The following is a 12,544-nucleotide window of genomic DNA, read 5'->3' as shown; positions in this document are numbered from 1 at the left end:
AAGGTGGGTCACTATATACCCGATATGTGCTACGCACAGGGGCGCAAGCGATCGCATTTTTTTATAGGTATTCAGAATGCGGCCAACCCCCGTTGTACCCGACACCATTAGACTTCAGGGAAGAGGACTTTTCTCAAGGCTTCCCCGTCTTCGAGGGTAACGATCGCCCTTTTATAGCGGGGTTTATACCCAACGAAACGGCCGACCCTACGTTGTCGCCGGGGAGGATTCTGGGTATTAACACTCAGAACCTTAACCGGAAATAGCAGTTCAACTGCCGCTTTAATAGTTGGTTTATCCGCCCTAGGATCGACATCAAAAGTAAACTGATTTAGCTCCATTTGAATTGTGGCTTTTTCAGTTACAATTGGTCGTCGGATCACATCAGCTAAATCACGGGTTTGAAACTCAGTCACCATAAACCTCCTGAATTTTCGCCAGGGCATTAGCAGTGGTTACTATTTTGTCTGCTGCCAGAACATCATAGACATTCAAGCTATCTGCCAGACAAATTCTCATTTTCTCCACATTCCGACCCGACAAATAGACATTTTCCTGTTTTTCAGGTAGTACCAGCAGCACTTTAGCGGATGATGAAACTCCCCAACGTTCCAAAGCCGCCGTCAAGTCTTTAGTTTTCGGGCGTGGCAGTTGGGTAACAAATTCTTCCACCACCACGATATCGTCTACCCGACTCTGAAACGCCGTTCTCAAAGCCAACCGACGTTCTTTGCGGTTCATTTTAACGCTGTAATCTCTCGGCTTCGGCCCAAAGATCACACCACCACCGCGCCATAGTGGAGAACGAATCGAACCTGCCCGCGCCCGTCCTGTTCCTTTTTGTCTCCAGGGTTTACGGCCACCGCCCCGCACTTCCGAGCGAGTTTTAGTGCTGGCTGTTCCCTGTCTAGCTGCTGCCTGCTGACGTACTAAGGCTCTATGGACGATGTGGGAGGCATTTTCTTCTTTAGCAACTTTCAGTTCCAGGGTCGTCTGTCCGACTTCTTCCCCGTCCCAGTTGCGAATTATACAGTCAACCATTTTTCCCCCTGTCTTCTCTCTACTTGCCACCCACCAGGTTGGCTGGTTTGATATTAAGCAAGCCACCGGTTTTGCCGGGGATTGATCCTTTAATTAGCAACAGGTTCCTTTCTAGGTCAACCCGCACGATTGTCAGTTTCCTAGTGGTAATCTGTTTCCCGCCATAACGTCCGGCCATTTTTTTGCCGGGATAAACGCGGCCTGGTGTGGTTCCGGGTCCGATGGAACCTGGTAGGCGGTGGTTTTTGGAACCGTGAGCCATTGGTCCGCGTCGGAAGTTATTACGTTTTTGGTTTCCCGCAAAACCTCGACCCATGCTAATGCCTGTCACATCGACTATTTGTCCGGGTTCAAAGGCATCTACCTTGACTTCCTGACCTAGTTCAAAGTTATCGGTACTTTCTAGCCGATATTCTTTAAGGTGACGAACTAAGGGGCTGTTGGATTTGGTTAGGTGTCCCTGTTCAGCATGGCTGAGGTATTTATTAACCTCTTTATCTGGGGATTTGCGGGTGTTTAATTTGCGGGTTTTGTTAGGAACTTCACCATAACCTAGCTGGATGGCCGTATAGCCATCGGTGGCTTCGGTCTTCACTTGGGTGATTGTGCATGGCCCGGCTTGAACTACGGTGACGGGAATCGCTTTTCCGGTCTCTGTGTCAAATACCTGAGTCATGCCTAGCTTGGTGCCGAGGATACCTACAGACACTTAAACTGGCCTCTCTTTTCTACGCATTACAATAGGGCGGAATTTTCCACTGACTAAATCATGGTTAACCCGCCAGTTAACGATGCTTGTGGCATCATAATTTAAACCCGATTTTGGGCAGACAAACCCACCGTCTCTCCGGCTTAGGCGCTAGGATAGACGTGCGTGGTTGCCTGGAAGTATATTCAGGCTATCAACTTGTTTAAGCTGTTCCCAGACTGAAGCCTAAGCCTCAGTGCGGCCCGATGTCGCTAGGACTTGAGCAGATATCTACTCAGTATCCGTTGATTTTGTTGCTCAGGGTCAAACTAGCATCAGGTTTGACCGAGTTTACTGTTAGCGCTTGGCAATTTCGGCGAAGCTGCTGTAGCTTAGAGCCATTGATGTCATAGGAGAATTCCTAACTAAGTAGTTGCCTATGCTTGGCAAATCCTATAGGTTAGCTATCCTTACGCCAACAGTTATACTGCAATTTGATCACGATTCTTGATTGTATGTGATATCTGTGCTTTCGTCAAGTCTATTTTTAACATTTATGTTTTGGCTCAATCGGCGATCGCCTGAAAGGGGAATGGTGGGAGTTATGGTGGTGATGGGTTGTTGCGGAAATTAAACTAAGGAAGTAGGGTAGGGTAGTTCACGGATTGGGGACGCTGGCCATGAGTCAATTAACAGTTGTAGCGAGAATCAAAGCTAAAGCCGGAGTACAAGAGAAAGTTCATCAGGAGTTACGGAAACTCATTCCGCTGACTTTAGCTGAAAGTGGATGTCTCAATTATGATTTACATCGGTCGATTGATGATCCGACTTTATTTTTGTTTTATGAGAACTGGGAAAGTCGTTTGTTGTGGGAACAACACATGGCGGCGGATCATATTAAAACATTCCGGGAAAATACAGAAGGTTTAATCGAAAAGCTGGATATTGATTTATGGACGCTGGAGGGTAATCTAGGATGAAGTCGTTTAAATCTGTTTTGGCTAGTTGTCTAATTCCCGCCATAGCCTTGTTGACGGGAGATGTGGCGATCGCTCAGACTGTAGAACCGGAGCAATTGACCATTGCTGGCGATCGCACATCAAAACAAGTCCGCCAGCTTTACATTAGAACCGATAGCGCCGTCAGAGATTTACAGGTGCTTCCGTTTGACCTCAGTGGAACTAATGGGGTGTCGGTGTTTCCTGGGGAGGCGATCGCCGCTGGGGAAATGCAGCCAATTCTGGGTAAGGCGAATGAGGTGATTGTACCCGTGGTGTTTAACTTACGCCAGGCTCCTGATAGTGGTGAATTTGTGGGAACTGTGCGGCTAAGTTACTCTGGGGGACAACTGGCGATTCCGGTGACGTTAAGGGTTAAAGACCATTGGTTTTTACCCCTGGTAATGCTGGTATTTGGGACAGGATTAGGAATTGTCATCTCTGCTTATCGCGACGAAGGACGACCGAGAGATCAGATTTTGATGCGGGTAGGACAGCTTTATGCTCAGATGGAAGAAGATCCAGATATCGATAAGGCTAAGGAGTTTAAGGGTCGCATCAATGCTTATTTAGTTGAAGTGAAGATGGAACTTCAGGGGGAACGCTGGGAAGAAGCGGCGCTGATTATTGATCGCGCTGAGGGAACTTGGCGGCGTTGGGTGATGGGAAGGTCTGATTGGTTGGCGCAGTTTGAATATAGCGATCGCCTCAAACAGAAGTTAGAGGATTATGATGCTACCACTACCTTTGTGCGGATGGTAACTTGGGATTTAGATGATGCTCTGAACACTGCGCCAGAGTTGGAAGGTCCGCCTCAATTGCGTCAGAAGTTGGAGGAGATCGCCAAACAAATTAACAGTTATGCTCCTTTAAAAAAGGATATTGAGGAACTACAAAAACGCCTCCCCGTTGAAAGTGATGATGACCAAAAGCCTCTGGCTGCAATTATTCGCCAACTCGATCGCCAGGTTGACCGTTTAACCCCCATGGAGTTACAAAAAGATGAAACTGTCGGTCGTCAGTTAGAACAGCTAAAGGTTCAGGTAGATGAACAAAGTCTGGCTGAGTCGGATTTGGTTTCTAAAGGATTAGGATTTATGTCCGGTTTGTCTTTAGTGGCTCTCCCTCCGGCTACTCATTACAACGCTTCTTGGAGTGAACAAGCAGTGTCGGCTAATTTGCGGATTAGAGCCTTTGTTTGGACGAGTTATGCGTTGGCGGTGGTGCTATTAGCCGGAGCCGGTTTTACTGAGTTATATGTGGCTAATTCGACTTTTGGCGCTAACCCTTCTCGGGACTATTTTACTCTCATGGCTTGGGGTTTTGGAGCCGAGGCTACCAGGGATGCGATCGCTAAGGTGGTTCAGAGTTGGGGTTTACCTGGCTTGAAGTCTTAGGAGTTACTCAATTAGTGAATCAGGGGCAATTTTATCGTAAATTTAGTACCTTTGTTTAGGGTACTAGCTACGTTAATTTCGCCCCCATGAGCTTTGACAATTTGTTGGGCGATCGCCAATCCTAACCCCCAACCACCAGAGGCTTTAGAACGCTTTAGATCCGCTCGATAAAATCGCTCAAACACATGGGGCAATGCTTCAGCAGCAATGCCAATTCCAGTGTCTTCTACTTCCAATATAGCATATTTTTCCGAGTTGTGCAAGTTAATTTTAATCATTCCTCCGGGGGGAGTGTAGCGACCGGCGTTGCTGAGAAGGTTGGTGATCACTTGTTTTAACAAACTGCGATCGGCTAATACGCAAATGGGGGTTAATGGTAGGTTAGTTATTAATTCTAAGGATTGACTTTTCAGCGGAGTTATCCACTCCGAGGCGATCGGGAATATCAGTTGAGTTAAATCAAGTTTTTGTATAGACTCAGGTGCTAGTAAGCCTTCATGTCTGGCGAGAAATAATAAATCACTGACTAAGGAACTCATCTGTTTAGTAGTTTTGACAATGTTTTCTAGTCTTCGATGCAATGATGGGGGGATTTCATCCAAATCCTCTAATTCTAGTAAAGCCACCTGACCATTACTTAATACAGCCGCTAAAGGCGCTCTTAATTCATGGGAAGCATTAGCAGTAAATCTTTGCAGTTGGTCACAGACATTTTCTAACCGTTGATTAGTGATTTTTAAGTTAATCTGACGCTGGGACAATTCTTGTTCTAATTGATAAAACAGATGAATAGTGAACATAGTAGCGATCGCACTAATCACCCCAGAAAAACATAAGAAAATCCAGGTTAATTGTCGATATTCATCTCGATGTTGGATGCGTTCAATTAGTAGTTTTTCTTCATTTTCAGCAAAGATATCAATAGCTTGACGTGCTTGATTCATCGTTTCTTGACCTTTAGCCAGCCAATCATATAAAGACTCAATGGGTACTAAAGTATCATTGCGTCCGCGAATCCTAATTAATTCTTGTTGGAGGATTATTTTTTTTTCAAAATTAGCGATATTTTCATCAATATAAAACCTGACATCTTCCAAGTATTCCAATTGTTCAGCATTGTCTTGTACCAAATCTTGTAAAGTGTCTAAAACTCGAGGAATTATACTTTGAGCATGATGATAACGCTCTAAAAACTCATCTCGTTGAGTCAGTCCATATCCTCTCACTCCAGTTTCTGCATCAAGTAAAGCGTTTAAAAGTTGTTTAGTTTCTAATCTAACATTCTGGGTATGTTGTACCCAAGCCTCGTCTTCAATTATGTTAAATTTTAACCAAGAAAAAGCTAATAATACTACCAATAAAAAACTCACTGGAATCGCTATAATTGCCGTACCTCGCCATCTAATAGGTAGAGATATCCAACGTTTTTGGAGTTTAGTAATTAGCTTAACCATAGATATTTGTAATGTTTAATTATTCGGAGGTTCGAGGCGATAACCCATGCCATAAACAGTTTTAATCCAACTGTCAACTTCTATGGCTGTCAGGGTTTTGCGGAGTCGTTTAACTCTCGCTACTACCGCATTGCTTTCCGGTTCTTCTCCCCATTCCCATAGTGCTTGTTCTATTTGATTATGAGTGAGGACTTGGTGGGGATGACGCATCATATATTCTAATAGTTGAAAGTCGCGGCTTTTCAGCTTTAAGCTATCATTCCCCCATGTTAAAATCATAGTATCGAGATTTAATGATAATCCTTGTACTGCTAAGATATCCCCCACCCAAAGAGGCGATCGCCTTCTTAAAGCTCTAATTCTAGCTAACAATTCTTGTAGGTCTACTGGTTTAACTAAATAATCATCTGCGCCAGCGTCCAGTCCCATAACTTTATCAGCCGTCGTATCTTTAGCTGTCAGCATTAACACTGGTGATGTTTTCCCCATTTGGCGATAATTTTCACATAAAATAATACCATCTTCTCCCGGTAACATCCAATCTAAAATCAACAGATCATAGTCAGTTTCATTCATTAACCACAAGGCGGTTGTGCCATCTTCTACCCCATCAACAATATGTCCATAACGAGTTAAAGCTGCATGAATTGGCTCCCGTTGTTCTGGGTCGTCTTCTACCAATAAAATCCGCATTTGTACTTATACCAAAATAGACTATATATAGTTATTATATTAATAGCTAAATTTTGGCAGCCATGTCAAGCTATCCCCTCCCGGTGAGGGAGAGGACAGGAATTGACGGTAATTAATGCTTATGAACTGCTGTTATCGAGAGCTTTGGGAAGCAGAATTTCGTCTTCTGTAACCACCTGACCAAGGTGGGGGACCCTGTGGATCGCGAATAAAAATCACTTCGCCATTACTGCGAGTAATAGTGAAAGCATCAAAGTCATAGTCATCATATTTACCTGTGACTGTGACCTGTTCTCCGGGTTGTAAATTCAGTTGATGATGGCGCATGGGTCCAGCATCAACAATAATTTGTCCGGTTCCGTCGTCTAAGATAAAGTCATTACCTACCACACTGCGAATTGTACCAGATATAGTAACTCCTGAATGACGCTGTAAATTTTGAATAGAAACTTGTGCATTCGCGGCTGGAACGCCTATAGTTAATAGTGCGGAAGTTAGTAAGGCTGTAATAGTTGCTTTCATAAAGTTTGATGGTGACTGCACTGCCTTACATAGTAAACTGCAAATATGACCAAAAAATGACAGCGGCTAATTGGTGATCAGCATTACAGTTATGATTAACTTGGGTGATAATATTAACTCTAACTACGGGATGATTTAACTATGGCTAAAATTGCTCAAATTGGCTCGGTTTTGGGAGTTGATGAACAAGGCTTTATTATTCGGAAAGCTAATATTGACAAAATTGTGGAACCTTGGCGATCGCTAGTTGATGAAATTGTCACAGCTTATCTTAATCATTGGTCTGACCAAGTTCATAGCATTTATATTCGCGGGTCTGTCGCCGTAGGACAAGCTATTCCCTTGATTTCTGATGTTGATAGTTTCGCCGTCGTTTCCGGGAATTATAAACACTGCGATCGCGCTTGGTTTGATGCTTTTAATCAGCAAGTTAGCCAAAAATATCCCTTCTGTAAGGGAGTCGAATTGTCACCTATTTCAGGCGATCGCTTACGGGATTTTGATGATTATGGTTATGAGGGTTTGCGAATGCTAATTGTCACTCAAGCCGCCTGTGTTTACGGACAAGATATCTCTCCAGAATTGCCAAAGTTTAAGCCTGATATCGATGCGGTTAGTCATGCTTTTGACTTGTCCGAAGATATCCAGGAAGTCAGTTTTGACCTATTATATACAACCCCTCAAAAGCCACCTAATGAACAAACTGCTTATGTTCATAAACTCGGTCAGTGGATTATGAAAAGGATCCTCCGGTCTGGCTTAGAAATTGTCATGGAACGTCATCAATGTTATACCCGTGATTTATATCCTTGTTATCAGATTTTTTCCGAATATTATCCCGCACAACAAACACTCATGTATCAAGCCTTAAATTGGTCAATTAATCCCCTTGATTCACCCCAGCAAATTGTCGATTTTTTGGCAACTTTTGGTTCTTGGTTGGTCGCCGAAATTGATCACGTTTATCCTCCCCAAATTTCTGATGATTTCCTCTTGACAAACTAGCCGACTTGCTCTATTATATTATCATGGGAAAATGTGCCGACATATATAATAGCTTTTCAACCTAAAAGCTGTGATTAATAAACGCCGTTTATGGATGGGAGATAACCAGCAAAATTCCAGCTTTAACCAAACGCGACAGTAGGGGAACAATTTCTGTATCCCAGTCAAAATCTTGTAACCATTGTTGTATGTCTAAGCCACTAAATTCTGTGGATGTAAAAATTTTCTCTAATATATCTTGGTCAAGTCCGATCAGAGATATTTTCTTACCCCCAGTTTTAATTTCAAATTTACCCGTGGGAGTTAATTGAGTAATATCGACGGGTTGCTGAGGACGATAGAATTTAGTCTGCTTACCTTGGGGGAAGATATCATAGCCAATTTGACTGGGAAAGCCTAATTGTAAGTCAGGTTGTCCTTGTAAAAGTTGTTCATCTAAGTAGCGATTAATTAAATCCTCGGACTCCAATATTTCTAGCCAGTTTTGGACTAGGTTTTGTAGATGTTGGCGGCAGTTTTCTCGATGGGATTTATTTAATAAAGGTAAATTTTTTCGCCATTGTGGATGTTGTTGCAATTGACTGGTTAACCAATCACTAAAATCAATACCAGTTTGACAGTCAATTCCCAGGGTTAAATGCAAAGAAGGTTCATCAATTGCTATAGCATAATGCCAATGTCCACGGGGTATATAAAGCAGATCGCCAGGGTTAATAATTGCGTCTATATAGGGTTGAGTATCAGGGGGAGAAAACTGGGAAGATCGATTTTCACTCAGGGGATAAATAAAGGTATCTGAAAAAACTCGCCAGTGTTTTCTACCGGAAATTTGCAGGATGAAAACTTCGTGGGAGTCGTAATGACAAGCAAAGCCTTGATGTCCGGGAAATGAACAATAACTATTGACTTGGCTACGATGTCCGATTTCTATGCGTAATAAGGCTACCATTTTGGCGATCGCTTCTATTTTTTCATGAAGTCGATCGATAATAAGAGTAGCGCCTTCCTGACATTGTTTAATTATCTGTTCATTGTTGGTAATTTCTGGCAAAGTTTCCCCAGCTTTAGCTAATCTGATTTCTGGGTGTTTTAAGGGATAATAGTTGAGTAAATTATTGAGTTTTTGCCATGAAAACAAATCGACAAATTTTTGATGATTATCACCAGGAATTAGCACAGCTTTTTCAGTCCAATATTTATCGAAAAATTCGCTAATTGGTAAAGGGTGCAATAATTCGGTTAAGGTCTGCATTGATAGATAGAAAACGAAATTTTAATAACCATTAGGGGGAGATTAATCCCCCTAAGTATAGCCTAAATTCACAACATTTCAAGACTAATCATTTAGTTAAGACCATCTGCTACGACGGTTACGGGAAGCACTACCCCTATCATTATCATAATCATAATCGACATCATTATCTCTATCAGAATCAGCCAGTAAATTAGCATCATCCCTAGGTAAGATATTGGGTAGGTCTTCAATGTCGATCTGAATGCGATTTACGGGGGTTAGTGATGGGGGATTTATGGCGGCTTGACCAGCTTCCGCAAAACCGATAATAGCAGCGAAGGATAACAGGGTCGCAATTTTCCAGGAAGGTTTCATCGAAGCATCTCCTAAAGAGTTAAATTTGAGTATTGAGATGGTAATTTATGATTACCCTAAGTATAGCCTAAATTGACAAATTTATCAATGTTTATCAAGTGGTGACTATCTTTGACGACGACCAGCATTAGGACGGTTAACTCGGCGGGGAGTTTGACCATTAAAACGACCAGCATTAGGACGGTTAACTCGGCGGGAATTCCGACCTCGATCATTGTCATAATTAAAATCGCGATCGCTATTATTAAAACGATTTGCTAGTAAATTAGCATCCTCCCCAGGTAGGATATTGGGTAGGTCTTCAATGTCGATCTGAATGCGATTTACGGGGGTTAGTGATGGGGGATTTATGGCGGCTTGACCAGCTTCCGCAAAACCGATAATAGCGAAGGATAACAGGGTCGCAATTTTCCAGGAAGGTTTCATCGAAGTATCTCCTAAATCAATGTTTTTTGTGTTAAATGAAAAGCCGGGATTAGTTTATAGATGATAGTGGCTGAAACTATTAGTTAAAACGACGAGATCTACCGTGGTCATAGTCAAAATCAGGCTGATCATAATTATAATCGCGATCGCCTACTGTTGGGGATGTCCTATTACCCGGATTTAAGGGAGGGTTAGGAATGTTATTAATTGGCGCAAATTCGGGATTATTAATATCAGTAATTTCCATCTGAATACGATTGGATAATACTGGATTTATCGGAGGAATTGAAGGGGGTGTAAAACCCATCATTGGTGGCTGGTTAGGTAGAACCGGCGAACCGTCCAGACGGGTCAAACTGTAAGCATCAAAATCATAGTCATCAAAATTTCCAACAATGGTTAATATTTCTCCCGGAATGACAGTGACCATTCCTTCACCTTGGGGAATAGCATCTACCAAAATCGGTCCGATATCACTTTGGAAGAAAAAGCTATCCGGTTCAGTTTGGCTAATTACTGTACCTGAGAGAGTCAGAAATTCTGGATTTATCGGAGGAATTGAAGGGGGTGTAAAACCCATCATTGGTGGCTGGTTAGGTAGAACCGGCGAACCGTCCAGACGGGTCAAACTGTAAGCATCAAAATCATAGTCATCAAAATTTCCAACAATGGTTAATATTTCTCCCGGAATGACAGTGACCATTCCTTCACCTTGGGGAATAGCATCTACCAAAATCGGTCCGATATCACTTTGGAAGAAAAAGCTATCGGGTTCAGTTTGGCTAATTACTGTACCTGAGAGAGTAGTTAATCCGACACCTGTTAAAGAGTCTATATTAGGTGGTATAGTCATGGGGGGAATGCTTGATAAACCTAACACCGTAGACCCATCAGGACGGATAATATTGTTAGTGTCGATTTCGCGACCATTCCATTCTCCTACTTGGAGAGTGATGATTTCTCCAGGCATTAAACCAAGTTGCCATGCGGGGAGAGGGGAGACATCAACAATGACTTCTGAACCGTTGATAGGATAGAATAGAAAGTCATCGCCGTTATCAATTAGGCTACCGACAGTCCCAGAAACCATCGCACCAGGAATAAAGTTGTGATCAAGGGGGAATAACTCGCTAAAAGCCATCTCAGTTGTTTCTTTCTTGGGGGTTGAAATATACCTTATTAAAGAAAGATGACCTAAATATGACCATTGGGAAATTTGGAGAGTTTACCTTTGATGGTAGATAAATATACCGATCGCACCAGTAATTAAGCCGATCGCCAAGCTGAAGGCCAAAACTACCCCTACAGGTATGTTAATTGACTCGAATATCATAAACTGTAGGGAAACCGGGGTGGCATTTTGGACGGATAATATAGCAACGGCGGTCATTCCCACTGCGAGAATGAGGCTGGCGGTGAAGGGAAATAGTGCTTTCATGGTAATTTGGGTATTAGTATAGCAACAAAAAGGCGGAAATATTCCGGGGGCGGTCGGTGGAAGTTTGCAGAAGACTTCCAGGGTTTCAGTCACCCGATCGCGATCGCCTGTATTGCTGAGGGTTTAAACTGAATCATATTATACAAACCGTGAGGCTAGACCAATGGTAGATTGGCGTAACTATACGAACCGAGAACTACGTTTTGTTCTTTATGGCTTGGGCTATGGTGTCCCAGTGAATAATGATTCTCCCACAGATGCGATCGCTCAACAAGGCATTCGCGCCTTCCAACACGATCGCAATTTGGTTGTTGATGGAATTGTCGGAGACAAGACCCAAGCTGAGATGGCTGCCATTGTCAGCAGTCTGCATAATCATCTTAATATTGTAGTACGGCCGAATCCTCCCTTACCGGGAAATCAGTTTTATGGTCCGAAAACTACCGCCGCCGTTAAGGATTTTCAGAAAAGGTATGATTTACCCGTAACTGGGGTGGCTGATACCTATGTCCGCGATAAGTTAGAGGATACAGCCTATTGGTGGGAAAATCGACCCCAACCAGATCCAGTTAAGCCTATTTATTTACCTAAAGATTTTGCCGAGACAATTAAAGGCTTAGGATATGCTAATATTTCGTCATTTCAGCGAGATTATGATATACCTCAAACCGGGACAGCCAACCCAGAAACCCAGGAAATTTTAGCGAAAATTGTTCGGAATCTTCAGCACAATTTAAACTTAATATTCCAACCTCGTCCTCTCATTGCTTACAGCGAGATTTATGATCATCGGACTGAGGAATATGTGGGTAAGTTTCAGCAGCAGTTAGGATTACCCATAACTAAAACGGCTGATTTGTCACTGCGTAAGCGTTTGGATCGTTGGGCGAGAAATAAGTGGCTGTTAGGATCAGTTAGTTATTAAATATCACCCGATCAGGTCATGCGATCGTAGGATGTCGCACTTCCGACCATGTTAGATGATTAAATTAGTAAGAATCCATTATAACCTCAAGTAATGCACAAGCTGCCTTGGTTTATGGGCAGCTTTTTTTGTGCTTGAGCTAGGAATAATTAACCTGACATGGCTATAATCCTTGTAGGGTGCGTCACAGAGTGATCATCTTCATAAAAAACGCCAAACTTGATGATGTGACGCACCAGGAAACTTGAACTAGGAATAATTAACCTGACATGGGTATAATCCTTGTAGGGTGCGTCACAGAGTGATCATCTTCATAAAAAACGCCAAACTTGATGATGTGACGCACCA

The 12,544-nt window shown here is 42.8% G+C and carries 15 protein-coding genes; 4 read left to right on the top strand and 11 right to left on the bottom strand.

Annotated elements, in window-relative coordinates:
- Window positions 1–107 precede the first annotated feature (107 nt).
- Genes P5674_RS04420 through rplC form a run of 3 tightly spaced genes read right to left on the bottom strand, consistent with a single transcriptional unit; the run spans window position 108 to window position 1,750 of the window.
- Window positions 108–419, bottom strand: a complete 312-nt coding sequence (locus tag P5674_RS04420) for a 50S ribosomal protein L23 (RefSeq protein ID WP_014275227.1) — start codon at window positions 417–419, stop codon at window positions 108–110.
- Entirely contained in the window at window positions 409–1,041 is a 633-nt protein-coding gene (gene rplD, locus P5674_RS04415) for a 50S ribosomal protein L4 (protein ID WP_006617594.1), read from the bottom strand. Before rplD ends, P5674_RS04420 begins: the two co-directional genes overlap by 11 nt.
- Before the next feature lie 19 nt (window positions 1,042–1,060).
- A complete protein-coding gene (rplC, locus tag P5674_RS04410) occupies window positions 1,061–1,750 on the bottom strand; it encodes a 50S ribosomal protein L3 (RefSeq protein ID WP_014275226.1) in 690 nt (229 codons plus the stop codon).
- Between the two features lie 659 nt (window positions 1,751–2,409).
- On the opposite strand from rplC, the gene P5674_RS04405 reads away from it, so the two are divergent.
- Window positions 2,410–2,709 (top strand): putative quinol monooxygenase, encoded by a 300-nt coding sequence (locus P5674_RS04405; RefSeq protein WP_006617596.1) that lies wholly within the window; start codon window positions 2,410–2,412, stop codon window positions 2,707–2,709.
- Complete coding sequence (locus tag P5674_RS04400) at window positions 2,706–4,124, top strand: hypothetical protein (RefSeq protein ID WP_062945715.1); 1,419 nt, start codon at window positions 2,706–2,708, stop codon at window positions 4,122–4,124. The genes P5674_RS04405 and P5674_RS04400 overlap by 4 nt, the downstream gene beginning before the upstream one ends.
- An 11-nt stretch (window positions 4,125–4,135) precedes the next feature.
- Here the strand turns inward: P5674_RS04400 and P5674_RS04395 are convergent, their stop codons facing one another.
- The 3 genes from P5674_RS04395 to P5674_RS04385 form a co-directional block, all read right to left on the bottom strand.
- The gene (locus P5674_RS04395; RefSeq protein WP_062945714.1) at window positions 4,136–5,578 is read right to left on the bottom strand and encodes a sensor histidine kinase; all 1,443 of its coding nucleotides are present in this window, start codon (window positions 5,576–5,578) and stop codon (window positions 4,136–4,138) included.
- Between the two features lie 15 nt (window positions 5,579–5,593).
- The gene (rppA, locus tag P5674_RS04390; protein ID WP_006617599.1) at window positions 5,594–6,271 is read right to left on the bottom strand and encodes a two-component system response regulator RppA; all 678 of its coding nucleotides are present in this window, start codon (window positions 6,269–6,271) and stop codon (window positions 5,594–5,596) included.
- A 132-nt stretch (window positions 6,272–6,403) separates the two neighbouring features.
- Window positions 6,404–6,793 (bottom strand): NirD/YgiW/YdeI family stress tolerance protein, encoded by a 390-nt coding sequence (locus tag P5674_RS04385; protein ID WP_006617600.1) that lies wholly within the window; start codon window positions 6,791–6,793, stop codon window positions 6,404–6,406.
- A gap of 141 nt (window positions 6,794–6,934) precedes the next feature.
- On the opposite strand from P5674_RS04385, the gene P5674_RS04380 reads away from it, so the two are divergent.
- Window positions 6,935–7,798: a hypothetical protein gene (locus tag P5674_RS04380; RefSeq protein ID WP_006617601.1), complete on the top strand. Its 864-nt coding sequence runs from the start codon at window positions 6,935–6,937 to the stop codon at window positions 7,796–7,798.
- An 88-nt stretch (window positions 7,799–7,886) separates the two neighbouring features.
- On the opposite strand, the gene P5674_RS04375 is transcribed toward P5674_RS04380, so the two are convergent.
- The 5 genes from P5674_RS04375 to P5674_RS04355 all read right to left on the bottom strand — a co-directional run bounded on the left by P5674_RS04375 (window position 7,887) and on the right by P5674_RS04355 (window position 11,364).
- Window positions 7,887–9,050, bottom strand: a complete 1,164-nt coding sequence (locus P5674_RS04375; RefSeq protein WP_315669821.1) for a JmjC domain-containing protein — start codon at window positions 9,048–9,050, stop codon at window positions 7,887–7,889.
- A 96-nt stretch (window positions 9,051–9,146) separates the two neighbouring features.
- Complete coding sequence (locus tag P5674_RS04370; RefSeq protein WP_315669820.1) at window positions 9,147–9,407, bottom strand: hypothetical protein; 261 nt, start codon at window positions 9,405–9,407, stop codon at window positions 9,147–9,149.
- A 105-nt stretch (window positions 9,408–9,512) separates the two neighbouring features.
- Window positions 9,513–9,833 carry a hypothetical protein gene (locus P5674_RS04365; protein WP_315642711.1) on the bottom strand — a complete coding sequence of 107 codons (321 nt, stop codon included), beginning with the start codon at window positions 9,831–9,833 and terminating at the stop codon, window positions 9,513–9,515.
- Window positions 9,834–9,912: 79 nt separating this feature from the next.
- A complete protein-coding gene (locus tag P5674_RS04360) occupies window positions 9,913–10,974 on the bottom strand; it encodes a hypothetical protein (protein ID WP_315669819.1) in 1,062 nt (353 codons plus the stop codon).
- Window positions 10,975–11,058: 84 nt separating this feature from the next.
- Complete coding sequence (locus P5674_RS04355) at window positions 11,059–11,364, bottom strand: LapA family protein (protein WP_006616142.1); 306 nt, start codon at window positions 11,362–11,364, stop codon at window positions 11,059–11,061.
- Between the two features lie 70 nt (window positions 11,365–11,434).
- Here P5674_RS04355 and P5674_RS04350 point away from each other — a divergent pair, with 70 nt between their 5' ends.
- Window positions 11,435–12,196: a peptidoglycan-binding domain-containing protein gene (locus tag P5674_RS04350; RefSeq protein ID WP_006616143.1), complete on the top strand. Its 762-nt coding sequence runs from the start codon at window positions 11,435–11,437 to the stop codon at window positions 12,194–12,196.
- Window positions 12,197–12,544: the final 348 nt, after the last annotated feature.

It is taken from the genome of Limnospira sp. PMC 289.06 (genome assembly GCF_032350395.1).
GTDB lineage: Bacteria > Cyanobacteriota > Cyanobacteriia > Cyanobacteriales > Microcoleaceae > Limnospira > Limnospira platensis.
The sequence above is the reverse complement of the archived record's forward strand: the minus strand, read 5'-3'. Positions and strand labels throughout refer to the sequence as shown.

What these genes read in the sequence shown, in the direction of transcription:
- P5674_RS04420 (WP_014275227.1), bottom strand. Translation starts at nt 419, where the DNA reads ATGGTGACTGAGTTTCAAACCCGTGATTTAGCTGATGTGATCCGACGA.
- rplD (WP_006617594.1), bottom strand. Translation starts at nt 1,041, where the DNA reads ATGGTTGACTGTATAATTCGCAACTGGGACGGGGAAGAAGTCGGACAG.
- P5674_RS04405 (WP_006617596.1), top strand. Translation starts at nt 2,410, where the DNA reads ATGAGTCAATTAACAGTTGTAGCGAGAATCAAAGCTAAAGCCGGAGTA.
- P5674_RS04400 (WP_062945715.1), top strand. Translation starts at nt 2,706, where the DNA reads ATGAAGTCGTTTAAATCTGTTTTGGCTAGTTGTCTAATTCCCGCCATA.
- P5674_RS04395 (WP_062945714.1), bottom strand. Translation starts at nt 5,578, where the DNA reads ATGGTTAAGCTAATTACTAAACTCCAAAAACGTTGGATATCTCTACCT.
- rppA (WP_006617599.1), bottom strand. Translation starts at nt 6,271, where the DNA reads ATGCGGATTTTATTGGTAGAAGACGACCCAGAACAACGGGAGCCAATT.
- P5674_RS04385 (WP_006617600.1), bottom strand. Translation starts at nt 6,793, where the DNA reads ATGAAAGCAACTATTACAGCCTTACTAACTTCCGCACTATTAACTATA.
- P5674_RS04380 (WP_006617601.1), top strand. Translation starts at nt 6,935, where the DNA reads ATGGCTAAAATTGCTCAAATTGGCTCGGTTTTGGGAGTTGATGAACAA.
- P5674_RS04375 (WP_315669821.1), bottom strand. Translation starts at nt 9,050, where the DNA reads ATGCAGACCTTAACCGAATTATTGCACCCTTTACCAATTAGCGAATTT.
- P5674_RS04370 (WP_315669820.1), bottom strand. Translation starts at nt 9,407, where the DNA reads ATGAAACCTTCCTGGAAAATTGCGACCCTGTTATCCTTCGCTGCTATT.
- P5674_RS04365 (WP_315642711.1), bottom strand. Translation starts at nt 9,833, where the DNA reads ATGAAACCTTCCTGGAAAATTGCGACCCTGTTATCCTTCGCTATTATC.
- P5674_RS04360 (WP_315669819.1), bottom strand. Translation starts at nt 10,974, where the DNA reads ATGGCTTTTAGCGAGTTATTCCCCCTTGATCACAACTTTATTCCTGGT.
- P5674_RS04350 (WP_006616143.1), top strand. Translation starts at nt 11,435, where the DNA reads ATGGTAGATTGGCGTAACTATACGAACCGAGAACTACGTTTTGTTCTT.